Below are 18,905 nucleotides of genomic sequence, written 5' to 3'. Positions count from 1 at the left end.
GCGGACCGACCGGGCGAGCGTAGCCGCCCTCAACACGGCGGGGCGGAGGGTCGCTACTGGCGGGCCATGGCCACGCGGAGTCGCTCCTCGGGAGTGATGAGGTGGTCGGCGTCCTCGGCGTCGTCGCCGAGGTCGATCTGGACCCAGTTCACCCGGCCGGTGAATCCACTGGTCTCGCCCGTGTACTCGTTGCTGACGGGCGAGGCCCCGTCGCGGCCGATGTCTGCGGTCTCGTCGGCGGAGAACACCAAGGGGACTGTCGCCTCCACGCGCCCTTCACCGTCCTTCGTCCCATCGAGGTAGAGGCTCACGGTGCCGCCCTTGGCCAGGCCGCCGCCGTCGTAGCTGAACTCCATGCGCACCTGGTGCGTGCCCGGCGGGACTGCTGACTCGCCCTCGACGATGAAGTGCTGGAGCCCGAGCAGGTTGTAGCAGTAGCGCGCTTTCCCCTCCTTGACGTAGAGGCTCCAGCCGGCGAAGGCACCCCCCTGGGCGATGATCACCCCTTCGACGCCGGACGCTGGCACCTCGATCTCTGCGGTCACGGCATGGGACCTGTTCTTGGTGTTGATGACCGACGCCTCGCTGAGTCGGCCCATCCCGCCGAACAGCAACTGGGTGTTCCCGCGCACCAGCACGGGTCGTCCCGCGAGGTCAGCGTCGAACCGCTCGATGCGGCGGTCGTCGAGCGGCAGGACGTTGTACCTGCGTGCCTCGGCCAGCCAGAGCTCCTTGAGCTCCGCGAGCTTCTCCGGCATCTCGGCCGCCAGGTCGCGGGACTGGCTCCAGTCCGTGGTCGTGTCGTAGAGCTCCCAGACATCCTCGTCGAAGGAGGCCAGCGGCTCGACCACCCAAGGGGTGCTGTGGCGAGTGACCGCGGTCCAACCCTCGTGGTAGATGCCGCGGTTGCAGAACATCTCGAAGTACTGCGTCTGGCGCTGGTCAGCCGCGTCGCCGTGGTCGAACGAGTACGCCATGCTCACGCCCTCGATGGGACGTTGCGGGACACCGTCGACCGTGGTGGGCTCCGGCAGCCCTGCGGCCTCCAGGATGGTCGGGGCCACGTCGATGACGTGGTGGAACTGTGCCCGGACCTCGCCCTTGGCGACGAACCCGCGCGGCCAGTGCACGATGGTGCCGTTGCGGGTGCCGCCCCAGTGCGAGGCGACCTGCTTGGTCCACTGGTACGGCGTGTCCATCGCGTGCGCCCAGCCCACCGCGTAGTGGTTGTACGCCGTGGGAGTTCCGAGCTCGTCGATGCGCGCTGCCACGAACTCAGGTGTCTCCAGGTGGGCGGCGCCGTTGAAGAGGAACGTCTCGTTGAACGACCCGTTGATCGTGCCCTCCGCCGAGGCCCCGTTGTCGCCGATGATGTAGTAGACGAGCGTGTCGTCGAGGACACCGAGGTCCGCGACTGCGTCGACCAGGCGGCCGACGTGGTGGTCCGTGTGCTCCATGAAGCCGGCATAGACCTCCATCTGGCGCGCCAGCACGGGCTTCAGCTCCTCAGGCATGTCGTCCCAGGCGGGGATCTCGTCGTGCCGCCGGGTGAGCACGGTGTCAGCCGGCACCACACCGAGCTCTTTCTGCTTGGCGAGGATCTCCTCGCGCAGCACGTCCCAGCCGGCGTCGAACCGGCCCCGGTACCTGTCGGACCACTCGGTGGGCACGTGGTGCGGTGCGTGCGTGGCGCCCGGGGCGTAGTAGACGAAGAACGGCTGGTCCGGGGTCAGCGACTTCTGCTGCCGGATCCAGTTGATCGCCTTGTCGGTCATGTCCTCGGTGAAGTGGTACCCCTGCTCGGGCGTCCGGGGCGGCTCCACGGGCGTCGTTCCCTCGTAGATTCCCGGGTAGTACTGGTTGGTCTCGCCGCCGATGAACCCGTAGAAGTAATCGAAGCCGCCCCCGCCCGTGGGCCACGCATCGAACGGCCCGATGGGGCTGGTCTGCCACGCCGGTACCTCGTGGCACTTGCCGAACTGCGCAGTGGCGTAGCCGTTCAGACGCAGCGTCTTGGCCACCGGCGCGCACGTGTTCGGTCGCACCGAGTTGTAACCGGGCGCCGAGGTCGCCAGCTCCGTGATGACGCCCATCCCCACCGTGTGGTGGTTGCGACCGGTCAGCAGCGCGGCGCGAGTCGGCGCGCACAGGGCCGTGGTGTGGAACCGGTTGTACTTCAGGCCCCCGGAGGCCAGCCGCTCCGCCGTCGGCGTGTGGCACGGGCCACCGAACGCACTCGAGGCAGCGAAGCCCACGTCGTCGAGCAGGATGACGAGCACGTTCGGTGCTCCCGCCGGTGGCCGCAGCGGCTCGATGGGCGCGAAACTCGCTTCCGGATCCTTCGCGTCGAACGGCAGCGAACCGGCATACGGCCGGTCAGGGATCGGAAGTGTCTGGCGTGAAACGGTGCTGTCGCTCGTCATCGCGGGTTCCTCCGGTTGGTTCCATTCAGGGCTGCGCGCCCTGGGAGCTGCACGCGCGTTGCGCCGCGTACCGCCCGGAACTCATCGTCCTGCGCTCGGTCCCACAGCCGGATCATCCTCAGCGGATGAAATCAGGGAGAAGGCCGAGCTGACGGCGCCTCCTCACCAATCGAGCCCCCAGCGGAACCAGTGCTCGTCACCCATCAGGACGGTCGGGGCGGCCGTTGTGCCGAGCTGCTTGACGACGATCCTCGTCCAGTCGTCCTCGTGGCCCCGCGCCCAGGCGAGCCAGGCCCCGTCCGGCGAGAAGGCGGGCGAGCCGTCGTTGAGTCCGTCGTGGTAGCTGCCGGCCGTGTCGTCGGTGACCCACTCGAGCGGCCCCGGAGGGCCACCGGCAGGGGCCGGCGGCGTGACGATGGCGACGTCCATCTGCAGCACCGGCGTGCCGTCCGGCTGGGTCGTTGCACAGGGACGACTGGCACTGAAGGCGATTCGCGCGCCGTCAGGAGACCAGTCCGGACCCGCGGGCCAGGTGCACCCGGGAGCGACGTCGGCGAACGATGCTGCGGTCAGTGGCGCTCCGCCCGTCAGGGTTGCCGAGACCGTGGCCGCGGGTGCGAGGACGAGCTGTGAGGACACCCACTCACCGGTCGCCGGGTCCTCACGGGTGAGCGTTGCCGCGAGCCCGCCCGTCGGGTGCCACGCCGGTTCGCCGAGCAGCTCACCGGGGGCGACCGCGGTGAGCGGGCGAGCCGTGCCACCGGGCACATCCACCGCCACGAGGTCCTGCAGTCTGCCGGTGCCGTCGGGCTCCGCTCGGCCGACGACGCACAGCACCGTGGCGGTATCGAGCCAGACCGGTGTCATGCCCTGCACCGGCAGGTCGGCCACCGGAGCTCCCGCCGCCGACAGCACCGGCAGGTGCGTCGGTGCGACAGCGTCGCTGCTCATGAAGACGATGTGGGTGTGGTCGGGCGACCACGAGGCGTCGCGGTCCGAGACGAAGGGCACGCCCGACGACTGGTCGGTCAGCCGCCGCACGGTGCCCGTCGCCGCGTCGACGGCGAAGATGTCCTCCTGGGAGGTCGGCTCGGTCCCGTCGATCGTCCAGGCGAAGAAGAGGATCTCCCCCGTCGGCCCGGTGCCGTGCCCGTGCCCGTGCCCGTGCCCGTGGCCAGGTCCGTACCCGTGTCCGTACCCGTGTCCGTGTCCTGGTCCAGGTCCTTGTCCAGGTCCTTGTCCAGGTCCTTGTCCAGGTCCGTTCCCGTGCCCGGGGCCTTGCCCCGGACCGTTGCCGGGCTTGGGTCCGTCACCCGGCCCGGGTGCCGGCGACGGCGGTCGCCCGGGAGTTCGCGTGGGCTGAGGGCCGCCTCGTGCCCCCGGTCCGGGCGGCCACCACCCGGACGGCCCGTGCCCTCGGCCCGGAGTCCTCGTGTCATCGGTGGTCATGGGATCCCCCTCTTCCTCAGCTCGCCTCCCCTCACTGTGGCACCGGGCGTGGGCCTGGGGGCGGAGACGGTGCAAACCGGGCGTACCTCACACCGCGGGCGCACGCCCTCGCGTCACGAGCCGGTGCGCTCCGTCGCCCCGAGGGAGGAGAAGGTGGGGCCGTCGCCCGAGAGGTCGTCGAGCAGTCCGCGCAGCGGGGCAGGCAACGACCGCGGGTGAAGGGCGAGGGCCAGGGCCTGCGCCATGAGCTCCTTGCGTCCGGACGCCACCCCCGCGAAGCGGCGCGCCTGCTCATGGAAGTCCCGCGCCGCCCACGCCGGCTGCTGCGTGAAGGTGGCGAAGCGATCGGTCAACCCGAGGTCCTCGAGGACGGCACGCACCCGACCGGGCCCGAGCGCGCGCATCAGCTCGTCCTCGAGGTCGCGGTCGCAGAGCTGGAACCCCCAGCCGGGCAGGGCCTGGGCACAGCTGACGGCGCAGCCGAGGTCCCGCAGGGCCCGGACGAAGAACGTGGCCTCCTTGATGTCGCACATGCCGAGCACGCGAGGACTCGCCGGTGCCCGCGCCGCGTCGAGGAGGTGCCGACGGACGTTGGTCGCCCCGCCCATGTCGACGAGTCGCACGCCCGAGCCGTCGAGCCCCAGCCCCGCGCGCTCCGCCAGGGCACGCACGGCGGCCACATCGCTGGCGCCCTCGAGCAGCACCCACGTCGCGGGCCCGGCAGGCATCCCGGTCGTCATCTCGCCTCTGAGCCCTCTGAGCCCTCTGAGCCCTCTGAGCCCTCTGAGCCCTCTGAGCCCTCTGAGCCCTCTGAGCCCTCTGAGCCCTCTGAGCCCTCTGAGCCCTCTGAGCCCTCGGAGCCCTCGGCGTCGACATAGAGGCAGAAGGGGTGCCCCGCGAGGTCGAGCAGGACACGAACGTCCTCCTGGGGCTGGAAGGAGGCGAGCCGCGCTCCGACCTCCACGGCATACGCCGTCGCCTCGTCGAGATCGTCGACCTTGAGGTCGAGGTGCGACATCATGAGCGGCTCCCCCGGACGGCTCGGCCACACCGGCTCCACGTAGTGGGGCTCCTGCTGGAAGGCGAGGTTGTAGCCGGCGTCCGCCGACGGCGCGAGAGTGGCCCAGGCCGGGGTGTCCTTGTAGAGCGTCCAGCCGAGGAGACGCGCGTAGAAGCGGGCGAGCTCGGAGGCGTCGGGGCAGTCGAGCACGACGCCGAACCAGTGCTTGGTCGTTCGCAGCGGCATCGCTCCACTGTGCCACCGAAGTGCCGCCAGCGCGTGCCGCGAGAACGTCTCTCGAGTGACGTATCAGCGACGCCCCCCGCCCCTCTGACCGGTGTCGGCGAAGGTTCAGGCACGCGCGTCGACACTCCACACCCTGCAGGGGGGTGGTGCTGGGCGGGGCCTGAGCCGCCCAGCACTTCGCATGTCCGGGCACGCCCCGAGAGCAAGCGCCCGCAGGGCAGCAACCACTCAGCGGTATGCCGCGAGCCCCCTCACGATGACGCCCATCCCGATCTCGAAGGCCTTGGTCTCCCCCACCGCGTCCGGCGCGGGAAGCTCCGGGTCGACCGCCGCAGCAAGTGCGCGATCCTGTTGTGCCGCAACGGATCCGAGGATGTGGTGCACGACGAGAGCCGCGACGTGGTCACGCTCGCCCATCGGCACACCCGCTGCAGCGAGCAGCCGGGTCACCTCACGCAGCGGGCGCGCGGCGCCCGGCTCGACGGCATACGCGAGGGCGACGACGTCGGCGCCGTCCGGCACGGGAGCGACGGCCTCACGGATCGCGAGGGCCAGCGCGGCGAGCGCCTCCGCCGGCGGCCGGTCGGCCGACACCTCGGGCACCTCCGAGAGCAGGGCGTCGGCGACCTCGACGAGCAGCTCCTGCTTGTTGGCGACGTGCCAGTAGAGCGCGCCGGGAGCCACCCCGAGCTCGCGGGCGAGGCGCCGCATCGAGAGGTCGCCGAGACCGTATCTGCGCAACAGATCGACCGCCGTGCCGATGACCTGCTCCCTGCTGAGCGCCACGCCACCGCCTCCCTCACCGAGCGACTCCAGGCGGACCCGCGTTGACAGCCGACCCTAGCGAGTCGGCATACTGAACACCGTTCAAGTTGAACACCGTTCAATGACGTGCGCAAGGAGCCCGCATGACCCGCTTCGACGATCTCGCCGACGCCGTCCTCGCCGGACGGGTGGCCGGCGCCGACGATGCCCTCGACGTCCTTCGCGCCACCGACGACGAGCTGCTGCCACTCGTGGCCGCGGCAGCGCGCCTGCGCCGCAAGCACTTCGGCAACACGGTCAAGGTCAACTACCTCGTCAACCTCAAGTCGGGCCTGTGCCCCGAGGACTGCCACTACTGCTCGCAGCGCCTCGGCTCGCAGGCCGACATCCTCAAGTACACGTGGCTGAAGGCGGACGAGGCGGTCGAGCAGGCGACGGCCGGCCTGCGCGGCGGGGCGAGCCGCATCTGCATGGTGTCCAGCGGCCGCGGGCCCACCGACCGCGACGTCGAGCGGGTGGCCGGGATGGTCGGCGCGCTCAAGGCGGAGCACCCCGACGTCGAGGTGTGCGCGTGCCTCGGGCTGCTCAAGGACGGGCAGGCCGAGCGCCTGCGCGCCGCCGGTGTCGACGCCTACAACCACAACATCAACACGGCCGAGTCCCACCACGACGACATCGTCTCGAGCCACACCTACGCCGACCGTGTCGACACCGTCAACCGCGCCAAGGAGGCAGGCCTCTCGCCCTGCTCGGGACTCATCGCCGGTCTCGGCGAGAGTGACGAGCAGCTTGTCGAAGCACTCGTCGCCCTGCGCGACCTCGGCTCCGACTCGATCCCCGTCAACTTCCTCATGCCCTTCGACGGCACGCCTCTCGAGGGCACCTGGGAGCTCACTCCGGGGCGGTGCCTGCGCATTCTCGCCGCGGCGCGTTTCGTCTGTCCTGACAAGGAGATTCGCATCGCGGGCGGTCGCGAGATGCACCTGCGGTCCCTGCAGGGTCTTGCCCTCCACGTCGCGAACTCGATCTTCCTCGGCGACTACCTCACCTCCGAGGGCCAGGCTGCCGAAGCCGACCTCGAGCTGATCCGCGACAACGGCTTCGTCGTCCTCGGGGCGGAGTCCGTGGCCGCGAGTGTCGAGGGCGCCGACTCGCACGACCCCTCCAAGCGCCGGCGCGGCGCGGGCACCGACCTGCCGGCCAATGCGTGACGGCACGCTCTCCACGCTGTCGACCCGCGACCGCGGGCTCGTGTGGCACCCCTACGCACCGCTCGACGGACCCGACCCGTATGCCGTCCACTCGGCCTCCGGGGTCACGCTCGAGCTGAGCGCCTCGGACGGTGAGCGGTTCACGGCCACCGACGCGATGGCCTCGTGGTGGTGCGCGATCCACGGCTACCGGCACCCCGACCTCGACGCCGCTGCCCACGCCCAGATCGACCGCTTCAGCCACGTCATGTTCGGGGGCCTGACCCACGAACCCGCCGTCGCGCTCGCCGAGCGGCTCACGGCCATCGCCCCGGGGCCGATGGCCCACGTCTTCTTCGCCGACTCCGGATCCGTGTCGGTCGAGGTCGCGCTCAAGCTGGCACTGCAGTTCCAGGCCGCTGTCGGGCGCCCGGAGCGGCAGCGCTTCCTCACCGTCCGGGGCGGCTACCACGGCGACACGTTCGCCGCGATGAGCGTGTGCGACCCGGTCGACGGCATGCACTCCGCCTTCCCCGGCGTGCTGGCGCGACACGTCTTCGCCCCGCGGCCACCGGCCGCCCGTCTCGTCATGACAGAGTCCGGTGAGGAGCACTGGGAGACAGACGAGCTCGCCCTCTCGGCCTGGACAGCAGAGCTCGAGGCCCTGGCTGACCGTCATCAGGGCGAGCTGGCCGCCGTCGTCGTCGAGCCGGTCCTGCAGGGCGCCGGCGGCATGCACGTCTACGACCCGGCCTGCCTGCGCGTGCTTCGCGAGGTCGCCGACGCGTACGGCCTCCTGCTGGTCGTCGACGAGATCGCGACCGGCTTCGGCCGCACCGGAAGGCTCTTCGCCTCCGAATGGGCTGACACCGCCCCCGACATCATGTGCGTCGGAAAGGCGCTCACCAGCGGATACCTCACTCTCGCAGCCGTGCTCGCGACCGCGAGGGTGGGCGAGGCCATCACGTCATCCTCCTACCGAGCGCTGCTGCACGGACCCACCTTCATGGCCAACCCGCTGGCCTGCGCTGTCGCCAACGCCTCGCTCGAGCTCGTGGAGGCAGGCTGGAAGGACGAGGTGCCGCGGATCTCGCGGCTGCTCGACGAGCACCTGTCCCCCGCGCGTGAGCTCTCACGCGTGCGTGACGTACGCACCCTGGGGGCGGTCGGCGTCATCCAGCTGGACACCCCCGTCGACGTTGCACGGGTGACCCGAGCGGCCCTGCGCCGGGGCGTCTGGGTGCGTCCGTTCCGCGACCTCGTCTACACGATGCCGCCCTACGTCTGCACCGACGACGACGTGCGCAGCATCGCCGCGGGCATCGTGGGCGCCGTCGAGGAGGTGCACGGGTGACCGTCGGCGCCTGGGATGCCTGGCTCGCCGAGCGCGCCGACCTGCGCCGCGCCCGGGGGACCGTGCGCTCCGACCCGGTCCTGCGCGAAGGCCGCGTCGAGGGCAGCGACGACACCGTCCTCGACCTGGCCTCCAACGACTACCTCGGCCTCTCGCAGGACCCGCGGGTGCTCGCCGCCGCCCATGCCGCCCTCGACCGCTACGGCGCCTCCGCCACGGCGAGCCGCCTCGTGACCGGCACCCTTCCCGTGCACCGCGACCTCGAGGCCGCGCTCTGCCGGCTCACCGGCCAGCCCACCGCCCTCGCCTTCTCGACGGGGTATGCCGCCAACCTCGGTGCCCTCACCGCGCTCAGCGGCCGAGGCGCCGAGATCCTGCTCGACGCGCACGCCCACGCCTCGCTGCACGACGCGGCCCGCATGTCCCGGGTGCCGCACGCGACCTTCGCGCACTCCGACCCCGTCGACCTCGACCGGGAGCTGGCGCTGCGTGCCGGCTCGCGGGTCCTCGTCGCGGTCGAGTCGATCTACTCGGTGCTCGGAGACGCCGCGCCGTTGCCGGAGCTGCTCGCGGTGTGCGACCGCCACGGCGCGCTCCTCGTCGTCGATGAGGCCCACGGCATCGGCGTCGCGGGCCGGGGGCGCGGCCTCGTCGCAGCGCTCGGGCTCACCGGCACGGCCAACCTCGTGGTCACCATGACGCTGAGCAAGGCACTCGGGTCGCAGGGCGGCGCCGTCCTCGCGCCGCTCGCCGTGCGCGACCACCTCGTCAACACGGCCCGGAGCTTCATCTTCGACACCGGCCTCGCACCCGCCGCGGCAGCCGCGGCTCGGGCAGCGGCCGACATCGTGACGTCCGATCCGGCCCTGGCCGGCAGGGTCAGATCGCACGCCGAGACGATCGCCGCGGCTCTGGCCATCGAGCCTGCGGCCGGAGCCGTGCAGTCGCTGCCGATGCCGTCTCCGGATGCCGCGGTCGCAGCCTGCCTGGCCCTGCGAGAGCGGGGCGTGCTCGTCGGCTGCTTCCGGCCGCCGAGCGTGCCCGACGGCGTCTCGCGCCTCCGGGTGACCGCGCGCGCCGACCTTTCCCCCGACGACGTCGCCACCGCTGCACGACTCATCGCCGAGGTCGCCGCAGCCCACTGCGGAGCCGCAGCTTGACGGCCGGAGGTCTGCCCCGGGTCATCGTCGTCACGGGCACCGACACCGACGTCGGCAAGACCGTCGTGACGGCGGCCGTGTGCGCGACGCTGCGGGCAGCGGGCCTGCGCGTGACGGCATACAAACCCACCCAGACGGGCGTGGGCCCGCTCGACACCGGGGACATGGCCGAGGTGTCGCGACTGACCGGCGTGCCCACTCACGAGGGCGTGCGCCTGCTCGCACCCATGGCACCCCGCCCGGCCGCGGCCCTCGAGGGGGCCACGCTGCCCACGCTGGAAGACCACCTCACGACGATCGAGGCCCTCTCGAGCGACCACGACCAGGTCGTCGTCGAGGGAGCCGGCGGGCTTCTCGTCGAGCTGACCGAGGCACGCGCCACGCTCGCCGACCTCTCCGGGCGCGCCCGCGACTGCGGCGTGCTCGTCGTGGCGCGGAGTGCGCTCGGCACGCTCAACCACACGATGCTGACCCGAGAAGCACTGTGGCGCCGAGGAATCCACGAGCTGGGGGTCGTGCTCGGCTCGTGGCCGAGCGACCCGACGGTCATCGAGACGTCGAACCGCGACTACCTCGCGGAGCTGCCGGAGGGACTCCTCGGCGCGATCCCCACGGGAGCGCCGCGGCTCGACCCGTCCGCCTTCCGTGCAGCGGCGGCGGGGTGGCTCCCCGGTCTCGCGAGGCGGTCAGCCGGAGCTCAGCGGCGCGAGACGCCCTGACGGAGCAGCCCGTAGACGATGCCGTCGGTGAGGGCGCGCCACGACGCGGCGAGGATCGACCCCGCGACGCCGATGGTGTCCCACGACGTCTCGCCGTCGGAGGTCTCGATGAGCACGCGCGTGACGGCGTCGGTGCCGTGCGACGCGTCGAGGATGCGCACGCGGAAGTCGATGAGCTCGATCTTCTCGATCTCCGGGTAGGCGCGGGTCAGCGCGTCGCGCAGCGCGTGGTCGAGCGCGTTGACCGGCCCGTTGCCCTCACCCGTCGCGATGAGTCGCGCCCCACCGGCGCGCAGCTTGACCGTCGCCTCGGAGGTGGCGTCACCCTCGCCGGACGAGTCGGTGATGACCCGCCACGACTCGACCTCGAAGAAGTCGGTGCACCCGGGCTCGAGCGCCTCGCGGAGCATGAGCTCGACGGTCGCGTCGGCGGCGTCGAAGGTCCAGCCGCGCAGCTCGAGGTCCTTGACCTCGGCCAGCACGGAGGCGACGACCTGAGGGTGTCCGGTGAGGTCGAGGCCCGCCTCACGCGCCTTGAGCTCGATGCTCGCGCGGCCCGCCATGTCGCTGACCAGGGTGCGCATCCCGTTGCCGACGAGTGCCGGGTCCATGTGCTGGTAGAGGTCGGGGTCGACCTTGAGGGCGCTGGCGTGCAGGCCGGCCTTGTGGGCGAAGGCACTCGCGCCGACATACGGCTGGCGGCTGTAGGCGGGCACGTTGGTGACCTCGCTGATCGCGTGGGCGATGTGCATGGCCCGCGCGAACGCCTCCGGCTCGATGACGTGCATGTCGAGCTTGAACTGCAGGTTGGCCGCGACCGTCACGAGGTCGGCGTTTCCGGTGCGCTCGCCGTAGCCGTTGACGGTGCCCTGCACGTGGGTCGCCCCGGCCCGCACCGCGGCGACGGAGTTCGCGGCCGCGCAGCCCGTGTCGTTGTGACAGTGGGCTCCGACGCGGGCACCGGTCGAGGCGATGACATCGGCGACGACCTCCTCGACCTGATGAGGCAGCATGCCGCCGTTCGTGTCGCAGAGCACGACGACCTCGGCCCCGGCCTCGTGGGCGGTGCGCACGACGGAGAGGGCGTAGTCACGGTCGAGGTGCCAGCCGTCGAAGAAGTGCTCGCAGTCGAGGAAGACGCGGCGGCCCTGTCCGACGAGGTGGCTCACGGTGTCGCGCACCATGGCGAGGTTCTCCTCGAGCGTCGTGCGCAGGGCGCGCTCGACGTGCCCGGTGTGCGACTTCGCGACGAGGCAGACGACGGAGGCGTTGGAGTCGAGCAGGGCCTGGACCTGGGGGTCCGCCGCTGCGGAGCCGCCGGCCCGACGCGTGGCGCCGAAGGCGGCGAGCGTCGCGTGCTGCAGGTGCAGCTCGGTCTGGGCTCGCTCGAAGAACTCGGTGTCCTTGGGGTTGGCGCCCGGCCACCCCCCCTCGATGAAGTCGACCCCGAGGTCGTCGAGGAGCCCGGCAATGGCCAGCTTGTCCGACACCGAGAGGTTGAGTCCCTCCTGCTGGGCACCATCGCGCAGAGTGGTGTCGTAGACGTGCAGCGCTTCCATGACCTTCAGTGTCCTCGATCTCGGGGGTCTCGGTCGACCGCCGTGCCGGCGGTCGACCCCTCGTGTGGTGCCAGTGCCCTGCTCTTGTCGGTATGCCGTCCGGCTTCGTGGGCCTCGCGACGTCTCCTCCGGGGTCGCCTCGGGAAACAAAAAGACCCCCCAAGGGTTGGGAGGTCTGCGCGACGAGGGTGGCTCGTCGCGCTATTCGATAATGAGCGTGCCGGTCGGCACGGGGCGTGTCATCACAGGCTCAAGGTACGGCTCGCGAAACCTGCGCGAAACATCCCGTCCGGATCGTGGGACCGCCGTCCCACTCCGCCACGCCACATACGGGATCGAGGCGATCCCGTCACCCACGTGAGGGTCGCGATCAGCTCCACCCAGCCTCACGGCATACGGATGCAAGGTGATCAGGTCACCCACGTGAGGGCCGCGACCACCTCGAACGGGTGGGCGTCGCCGCGGCGATGAGGGCCTCGAAGAGGCGCGGGTCGCTGCCGACCTCCGGGTGCCACTGCACCGCGAGGCGGAAGCGGGCCTCCGGCACCTCCATCGCCTCGAGGGTGCCGTCGGGCGCCCAGGCCGAGGCGACGTAACCGGGGTGCGTCAGCACCGACTGGTGGTGGTAGCTCGGCACGTCGACCTCCTCACCGAGGATCTCGGCCACCCTCGTGCCGGCGACGGTGTGCACCGGATGGCTGCCGTAGACGGTCGGAGCGGGTGAGTGCTCGTCGTGGCCGACTCGATCGGGCACGTGCTGCTCGAGCAGGCCTCCCGCCTCGACGGCCATGACCTGCATGCCGCGGCAGATGCCGAGCACGGGGAGGTCGAGCTCCGCCGACATGCGGGCGATCGCGATCTCCGTCGTGTCACGGTCGGGCCGGGACGCCTGCACCGACGGGTGCCGCTCGTCGGCGTAGAGCTCCGGCGCCACGTCTACCCCTCCGGCGAGCACGACGCCGTCGAGTCGCTCGAGCAGATCGCGCGCGGTCGAGTCGTCGGCGTCGAGACGTGGCGGGATGACGACCGCGATCGCACCGGCCTCCTCCACCTGGCGGACATATCGATGCGGCACGAGAGCGCCAGGCACGTCGACCCAGCGTCCCCACGAGGCACGCTCGACGTAGGCGGTGATGCCGATGACCGGACGACCCATGACGACCTCCTGCCCCCAGCCTGCCACCGGCCTCAGAGCGGTGTGACGTACGCGCCCGAGATGCCACCGTCGACGAGGAACGTCGACGCCGTGATGAAGCTCGACTCGTCGGAGGCGAGGAAGAGCACGGCGTCCGCCATCTCCTCCGGCTCGCCGAAGCGGCCCATCGGCACGTGGACGAGGCGGCGCGCGGCCCGCTCCTCGTCCTTGGCGAAGAGCTCTTGCAGCAGCGGCGTGTTGACCGGCCCCGGGCAGAGCGCGTTGACGCGGACCCCCTGGCGGGCGAACTGCACGCCGAGCTCGCGGGACATCGACAGGACGCCGCCCTTGCTCGCGCTGTAGGAGATCTGCGAGGTGGCCGCGCCCATGACGGCGACGAACGAGGCGGTGTTGATGATGGAACCCTTGCCCTGCTCGAGCATGTAGGGCAGAGCGGCCTTGCAGCACAGGTAGACCGACGTGAGGTTGACCTCCTGCACCCTGCGCCAGGCGTCGAGGTCGGTGTCGAGGATCGAGTCGTCCTCGGGCGGGCTGATGCCCGCGTTGTTGAAGGCGATGTCGACCGAGCCGTAGGTCTCCTTGGCGGTGCGGAAGAGGGCGTCGACATCGTCCTTGCTCACGACGTCGACGCGCACGAAGGTGCCGCCCACCTCGTCGGCGATGCGGGTGCCGGTCGCCTCGTCGAGGTCGCCGATGACGACCTTGGCACCCTCCTCGGCGAACCGCCGCACCGTCGCCAGCCCGATGCCGGAGCACCCGCCGGTGATGACCGCGACCTTGCCGTCCAGCCTGCCTGCCATGGGAGTTCCCTTCAGTCCGTGGAGATGAAGACGTTCTTGACCTCGGTGAACGCGTCGAGCGCGTCCGGCCCGAGCTCGCGGCCGATGCCGCTCTGCTTGAAGCCACCAAAGGGCGTCGAGTAGCGCACGCTGCTGTGCGAGTTGACCGACAGGTTGCCCGCCTGGACCCCCCGCGCGACGCGCAGTCCACGCCCGAGGTCGCGCGTCCAGATCGATCCCGAGAGCCCGTATGCCGTGTCGTTGGCCTTGGCGATCGCGTCGGCCTCGTCGTCGAACGGCATGACGGCCACGACGGGGCCGAAGACCTCCTCCTGCCACACCCGGTCGGTGGTCGCGGCGGGGAGCACCACGGTCGGTGGGTACCAGTAGCCGGCGCCGGTCGGGCCCTCGCCGCGGAAGGCGACGTCGACGTCCTCGCCCGAGTCCTCGACGTAGGACCGCACCCGCTCCCGCTGACCGGCGCTGATGAGGGGGCCCATCTCGGCGGACTCATCACGCGGGTCGGTGACGACGACGCCACGCACCGCGGTCTCGAAGTGCTCCATGAAGCGGTCGAACGCGCTGCGCTCCACGAGGATCCGGCTGCGGGCGCAGCAGTCCTGACCGGCGTTGTCGAAGACGCCGTAGGGCGCACGGGCGGCCGCGAGCTCGAGATCCGAGTCGGCGAAGACGATGTTGGCGCTCTTGCCGCCGAGCTCGAGGGTGACCCGCTTGACCCGGTCGGCAGCTCCTCGCATGATGCCCTGGCCCACGGGCGTCGACCCGGTGAAGCAGATCTTGCCGACGTCGGGGTGGGTGACGAAGCGCTCGCCGACGACCGAGCCCTTGCCCGCCACGACAGTGAACACCCCTTCGGGCAGCCCGGCCTCGAGGGCGAGCTGTCCGAGCCGGAGCGCCGTCAGCGGGGTGAGCTCGGCGGGCTTGAGCACGACGGTGTTGCCGGCCGCCAGGGCGGGGGCGAAACCCCAGCCGGCGATCGGCATCGGGAAGTTCCACGGCACGATGATGCCGACGACACCGATCGGCTCGCGGAAGGTGATGTCGATGCCGCCGGCGACCGGGATCTGCCGTCCGAAGTTCCGCTCGGGCGCGGCCGCGTAGTAGGCGAGGACGTCACGGACGTTGCCTGCCTCCCAGCGCGCGTTGCCGATGGTGTGGCCGGAGTTCGCCACCTCGAGCTGGGCGAGCTCCTCCTGGTGCTCCCCGACGAGATCGGAGAAGCGGCGCAGGAGGAGGCCGCGGTCGGCCGGTGACACCTCGGCCCAGGCCGGCGCTGCGGCTCGGGCCCGCGCGATGGCAGCATCTGCCTCCTCCACGGAGGCGAGTGGCACCGTGGCCACGACCTCCTCGGTCGCCGGGTTGATGACGTCGTGCGTGGTCACAGTCGCTCGAATCCTCTCTTGCGCTCCCAGTCGGTGACGGCGGCGTTGAAGGCCGTGATCTCGACGTCGGCGGCGTTGACGTAGTGGTCGACGACCTCGTCGCCGAACGCGGCTCGCGCCACCGACGAGCCGTGGAGCAGGTCGCGGGCCTCCTGCAACGTCGAGGGCACCCGCGGCTTGTCGGAGGTGTAGGCGTTGCCCTCGAGGGGTGGCTCGAGGGGCAGCTCGTTCTCGATGCCGTGCAGGCCGCCCGCGAGCATCGCTGCGACGGCGAGGTAGGGGTTGAGGTCTCCCCCACCGACGCGGTTCTCGACGCGCAGGCCGGCGCCGTGACCGACGACGCGCAGGGCGCAGGTGCGGTTGTCGCGACCCCATGCCACCGCCGTCGGCGCGAAGCTCGCAGCCGCAAATCGCTTGTAGGAGTTGATGTTCGGCGCGTAGAAGTAGGTGAGCTCCCGCTGCGTGGCGAGGATGCCGGCGAGGAAGTGGTCGAACATCTCGCTGTGTCCGTTCTCGCGGTCGTCATCGGCGAAGACGATCTCACCGCCTCGACCGCGCAGCGAGAGGTGGATGTGGCAGGAGCTGCCCTCGCGCTGGTCGAACTTCGCCATGAAGGTCAACGACTTGCCGTGCTTCGCGGCGATCTCCTTCGCGGCGTTGCGGTAGACGACGTGGTTGTCGCAGGTGCGCAGGGCCGCGTCGAAAAGGAAGCCGATCTCGTGCTGACCCAGGTTGCACTCACCCTTGGCGCTCTCGACGACGGCGCCCGCGGCATACATCTCGTTGCGGATCTCGCGCAGCAGCGGCTCGACCCGGTCACCACCGAGGATGGAGTAGTCGACGTTGTAGCGGTTGGCCGGCGTGAGACCGGCGTAGCCGCGGTCCCAGGCCGCGTCGAAGGAGTCCTCGAAGACGATGAACTCGAGCTCGGTGCCGCACTGCGCGGTGAGGCCGAGCGCCGCCGCGCGGTCGACCTGGGCCCGCAGCACCGAGCGCGGCGACTGGGCGACGAGCCCACTGCCGTCGAGCCAGGTGAGGTCGCACTGGACCGTCGCCGAGTGCCGGGCGCCGGGGGTGCGCCGCAGCGTCGAGAGGTCGAGCTCGAAGAACATGTCACCGTAGCCGCGCTCCCATGAGCTGATCGCGTAGCCGTCGACGGTGTTCATGTCGACGTCCACGGCGAGGAGGTAGTTGCACCCCTCCGTTCCGTCCTCCAGCACGTGGTCGAGGAAGTAGTGCCCGTGCAGGCGCTTGCCCTGCAGGCGGCCCTGCATGTCGGTGAAGGCCACGACGACGGTGTCGATGTCGCCGGCCTCGATCTCGGCGCGGAGCTGGTCGACGGTCAGTGCCGGTGGGTTCGCCATGTCCTCTTCCTATCCGATGAGGCCCCGGAGCAGGGCGGAGGTCGCGTCGCAGTGCTCCTCCATCACCTCCCGGGCCCGGTCAGGGTCGCCGCCGAGGATGGCCTCGACGACCTGGTGGTGCTGGATGTCCGAGTGCTCGATGTTGCGCCGCAGCACGGGGATCGCCAGCAGCATGTCGTGCAGCGCCGCCTGCGCGCGGGTCACGGCGTCGACGAGCATCGGTGACCCCGAGAGCGTCGCGATCGCCAGGTGGAGGCGCGAGTCGGCGACCCGGTGGGCGGCTGCGTCCGCGGCCTCCTCGACCTCCCTCAGGCTCTCGGTCAGCCAGGCCCGCTGGTCGCCGGCCAGCGGCTGGGTCGCCGCGAGCCACGCCGCCCCCGGCTCGACGACCCGTCGGAAGGTGAGCGCGTCGAGCATCGCCGCACCGCTACGGACGAACGTCCCCGGGACGCCGCCTGACGACGCCGGCAGCTCGGCGGCATACGTCACCGTCGTGCCGCCTCCGCGCCCCCTCTTCGTCGTGACGAGCCCCGAGTCGCGCAGGGCAGCGATGGCCTCGCGCAGCGTGTTGCGGCTGACGCCGAGCCGCTCCGCGAGGTCGCGCTCCGGCGGCAGCTGCTCCCCGTCGGCGAGCACACCGAGGCGGATCGCCCGGGCGAGCTGCTCGACGGTGTTCTCGAAGGCGTTGCCGGACGCCGGCCGGAGCACGGCGTCCGGCAGAGCCGTGAGCGCGAGGTCACGCTCTCCCCCGACGATCTCCATGTCAGCCGAAGATCTCCGACGCCGGCTTCGTGTCGTGGCCCTGGGGGACGTCACGCATGAAGTGCACCCGGCCACCGATGAACCACGTCACGGTCGAGAAGACGAGGACGGCAAGCACCGCGAGCGGCGCATAGTTGAACGTGTTGACGGTGATCGGGCTCGCCGGCGGGAGCATGAAGAGCACGACGATGAAGCCGACCCAGACGACGGAAACCCACCCGATGGGCCCGCTCCACCGGCCGAGGTTCCACCGGCCGGGGCGGAAGTCCGGGTTCGTCCGGCGCAGGAAGACGGGCACGACGTAGGCGATGTAGAGCCCGATGACCGCGATGGAGGTGACCGCGAGGTAGGCGGTCGTCGACCAGAGCGCCGGGGTCGTCAGCACGATCGAGCAGACGACACACAGCCAGATGGAGTTCGTCGGTGTGCCCGTGCGCGGGTTGACCTGCGCCCACAGCCGCGACCCCGGCAGTGCGTTGTCGCGCGAGAAGGCGTAGGACATGCGCGAGTTGGCCGTGACCGAGGCCATGCCGCAGAAGAACTGGGCGACGGCCGCGATGAAGAGCAGGAAGATCCCGAGCGAGCGCCCGGCGGCGTCGATGAAGATCTGCGCTGGGGGGAGGCCGATGTCGGTGGCGAGAGCCGCGTCGTAGTCCTGGATCGAGGCGGTCACCGCGACGAGGAGCACCCAGCCGGCGAGGATCGAGACCCAGACGCTGCGCACGAGGCCCTTCGGCGCCTCGGTCGTGGCGTTGATCGTCTCCTCGGCCACGTGCGCCGAGGCGTCGAAGCCGGTGTAGGTGTACTGCGCCATGAGCAGGCCGATGAGGAAGGCGTAGAACGGCGCGTCCCACCCGGTCCGGTTCTCGAAGTGGAGGAAGGTCCACGAGAGGCTCTGGTGCTGGTCGGGCACGAGGGCGAGCACCGCGACGATGATGGCCACGCCGACGAGGTGCCACCACGCGCTGACGTTGGAGAGCACCTTGACGAGGTTGACACCGAAGGTGTTGAGCAGGCCGTGGAGGCCGATGATGATGAGGAAGGCGATGAAGGTCGACACCGCGGTGACCTCGATGCCCGTCAGGAGGCTCAGCAGCGCCATCCACGTGACGGCGGCGCCGAAGTCGATGGCCGCGGTCACCGCGACCTCGCCGAGGAAGTTGAACCACCCGACGTACCACGCCCAGACGCGCTTGTTGCGCCGCGCGAGCCGGCCTGCCCAGAAGTAGAGCCCGCCGGCGGTCGGGTAGACCGAGCAGATCTCGGCCATCGCGAGGGCCACGAGCAGGACGAAGGCGCCGACGAGCGGCCACCCGATCGAGATGGCGATCGGACCGCCGGCGTTCATGGCGATGGCGTAGCTGGTGATGCACCCGGCGAGGACCGAGATGATCGAGAACGAGACGGCGAAGTTCGAGAAGCCACTCATGCCGCGATGGAGCTCTTGCTTGTAGCCGAGCTCGGCCAGCATCGCCTCGTCGGTGGCGGCGGACGAGGTGCTCGTGGTGACATCGGGGGACGGAGGAACGCTCATGCACTACCTCACAAACATCGTGCAATGGACCTTTGCCATTGC

The 18,905-nt window shown here is 70.9% G+C and carries 16 protein-coding genes; 4 read left to right on the top strand and 12 right to left on the bottom strand.

The window, feature by feature from the left end:
* Positions 1-53: 53 nt before the first annotated feature.
* From FBY41_RS12570 to FBY41_RS12545, 5 genes are all read right to left on the bottom strand, one after another.
* Positions 54-2,423: an arylsulfatase gene (locus FBY41_RS12570; protein ID WP_141844584.1), complete on the bottom strand. Its 2,370-nt coding sequence runs from the start codon at positions 2,421-2,423 to the stop codon at positions 54-56.
* A gap of 162 nt (positions 2,424-2,585) precedes the next feature.
* On the bottom strand, positions 2,586-3,464 hold the full coding sequence (locus tag FBY41_RS12565; RefSeq protein ID WP_185749033.1) for a PD40 domain-containing protein: 879 nt from the start codon (positions 3,462-3,464) through the stop codon (positions 2,586-2,588).
* 521 nt (positions 3,465-3,985) lie between these two features.
* On the bottom strand, positions 3,986-4,600 hold the full coding sequence (locus FBY41_RS12560; protein WP_185749032.1) for a TOPRIM nucleotidyl transferase/hydrolase domain-containing protein: 615 nt from the start codon (positions 4,598-4,600) through the stop codon (positions 3,986-3,988).
* A gap of 8 nt (positions 4,601-4,608) precedes the next feature.
* A complete protein-coding gene (locus FBY41_RS12550; RefSeq protein ID WP_185749031.1) occupies positions 4,609-5,118 on the bottom strand; it encodes a VOC family protein in 510 nt (169 codons plus the stop codon).
* Between the two features lie 228 nt (positions 5,119-5,346).
* Positions 5,347-5,904, bottom strand: coding sequence for a TetR family transcriptional regulator (locus tag FBY41_RS12545; RefSeq protein WP_141844580.1), 558 nt, complete (start codon positions 5,902-5,904; stop codon positions 5,347-5,349).
* Between the two features lie 122 nt (positions 5,905-6,026).
* On the opposite strand from FBY41_RS12545, the gene bioB reads away from it, so the two are divergent.
* The 4 genes from bioB to bioD are packed head-to-tail and all read left to right on the top strand — an operon-like array spanning position 6,027 to position 10,306.
* Positions 6,027-7,094, top strand: a complete 1,068-nt coding sequence (gene bioB, locus FBY41_RS12540) for a biotin synthase BioB (RefSeq protein WP_141844579.1) — start codon at positions 6,027-6,029, stop codon at positions 7,092-7,094.
* Complete coding sequence (bioA, locus tag FBY41_RS12535; RefSeq protein WP_141844578.1) at positions 7,087-8,427, top strand: adenosylmethionine--8-amino-7-oxononanoate transaminase; 1,341 nt, start codon at positions 7,087-7,089, stop codon at positions 8,425-8,427. Before bioB ends, bioA begins: the two co-directional genes overlap by 8 nt.
* Positions 8,424-9,587, top strand: a complete 1,164-nt coding sequence (locus tag FBY41_RS12530) for an 8-amino-7-oxononanoate synthase (protein WP_141844577.1) — start codon at positions 8,424-8,426, stop codon at positions 9,585-9,587. Before bioA ends, FBY41_RS12530 begins: the two co-directional genes overlap by 4 nt.
* On the top strand, positions 9,584-10,306 hold the full coding sequence (gene bioD / locus FBY41_RS12525; protein WP_260439729.1) for a dethiobiotin synthase: 723 nt from the start codon (positions 9,584-9,586) through the stop codon (positions 10,304-10,306). Before FBY41_RS12530 ends, bioD begins: the two co-directional genes overlap by 4 nt.
* Here bioD and cimA read toward each other — a convergent pair.
* The 7 genes from cimA to FBY41_RS12490 form a co-directional block, all read right to left on the bottom strand.
* Entirely contained in the window at positions 10,285-11,865 is a 1,581-nt protein-coding gene (gene cimA, locus FBY41_RS12520) for a citramalate synthase (RefSeq protein WP_141844576.1), read from the bottom strand. The two genes, bioD and cimA, sit on opposite strands and share 22 nt — an antisense overlap.
* A gap of 415 nt (positions 11,866-12,280) precedes the next feature.
* A complete protein-coding gene (locus FBY41_RS12515; RefSeq protein ID WP_141844575.1) occupies positions 12,281-13,021 on the bottom strand; it encodes a gamma-glutamyl-gamma-aminobutyrate hydrolase family protein in 741 nt (246 codons plus the stop codon).
* 32 nt (positions 13,022-13,053) lie between these two features.
* Positions 13,054-13,821, bottom strand: a complete 768-nt coding sequence (locus FBY41_RS12510; protein ID WP_141844574.1) for a 3-oxoacyl-ACP reductase — start codon at positions 13,819-13,821, stop codon at positions 13,054-13,056.
* 11 nt (positions 13,822-13,832) lie between these two features.
* Positions 13,833-15,203, bottom strand: coding sequence for an aldehyde dehydrogenase family protein (locus FBY41_RS12505; protein WP_141844573.1), 1,371 nt, complete (start codon positions 15,201-15,203; stop codon positions 13,833-13,835).
* Positions 15,200-16,567, bottom strand: a complete 1,368-nt coding sequence (locus FBY41_RS12500; protein ID WP_141844572.1) for a glutamine synthetase family protein — start codon at positions 16,565-16,567, stop codon at positions 15,200-15,202. Before FBY41_RS12500 ends, FBY41_RS12505 begins: the two co-directional genes overlap by 4 nt.
* 9 nt (positions 16,568-16,576) lie before the next feature.
* Entirely contained in the window at positions 16,577-17,329 is a 753-nt protein-coding gene (locus tag FBY41_RS12495; RefSeq protein WP_141844571.1) for a FadR/GntR family transcriptional regulator, read from the bottom strand.
* A gap of 1 nt (position 17,330) precedes the next feature.
* Entirely contained in the window at positions 17,331-18,863 is a 1,533-nt protein-coding gene (locus FBY41_RS12490) for an amino acid permease (protein WP_141844570.1), read from the bottom strand.
* Positions 18,864-18,905 lie beyond the last annotated feature (42 nt).

Origin of the sequence: Humibacillus xanthopallidus, assembly GCF_006716675.1 — a bacterium.
Taxonomy (GTDB): Bacteria; Actinomycetota; Actinomycetes; order Actinomycetales; family Dermatophilaceae; genus Humibacillus; species Humibacillus xanthopallidus_B.
Note: the sequence above shows the minus strand (reverse complement) of the source record. Positions and strands in the feature narration are given on the sequence as shown.

Bases quoted from the DNA above. Each gene is read 5' to 3' on its own strand.
- FBY41_RS12570 (WP_141844584.1), bottom strand. From the start codon at position 2,423: ATGACGAGCGACAGCACCGTTTCACGCCAGACACTTCCGATCCCTGAC.
- cimA (WP_141844576.1), bottom strand. From the start codon at position 11,865: ATGGAAGCGCTGCACGTCTACGACACCACTCTGCGCGATGGTGCCCAG.
- FBY41_RS12550 (WP_185749031.1), bottom strand. From the start codon at position 5,118: ATGCCGCTGCGAACGACCAAGCACTGGTTCGGCGTCGTGCTCGACTGC.
- FBY41_RS12560 (WP_185749032.1), bottom strand. From the start codon at position 4,600: ATGCCTGCCGGGCCCGCGACGTGGGTGCTGCTCGAGGGCGCCAGCGAT.
- FBY41_RS12495 (WP_141844571.1), bottom strand. From the start codon at position 17,329: ATGGAGATCGTCGGGGGAGAGCGTGACCTCGCGCTCACGGCTCTGCCG.
- FBY41_RS12515 (WP_141844575.1), bottom strand. From the start codon at position 13,021: ATGGGTCGTCCGGTCATCGGCATCACCGCCTACGTCGAGCGTGCCTCG.
- bioB (WP_141844579.1), top strand. From the start codon at position 6,027: ATGACCCGCTTCGACGATCTCGCCGACGCCGTCCTCGCCGGACGGGTG.
- bioA (WP_141844578.1), top strand. From the start codon at position 7,087: ATGCGTGACGGCACGCTCTCCACGCTGTCGACCCGCGACCGCGGGCTC.
- FBY41_RS12510 (WP_141844574.1), bottom strand. From the start codon at position 13,821: ATGGCAGGCAGGCTGGACGGCAAGGTCGCGGTCATCACCGGCGGGTGC.
- FBY41_RS12490 (WP_141844570.1), bottom strand. From the start codon at position 18,863: ATGAGCGTTCCTCCGTCCCCCGATGTCACCACGAGCACCTCGTCCGCC.
- FBY41_RS12500 (WP_141844572.1), bottom strand. From the start codon at position 16,567: ATGGCGAACCCACCGGCACTGACCGTCGACCAGCTCCGCGCCGAGATC.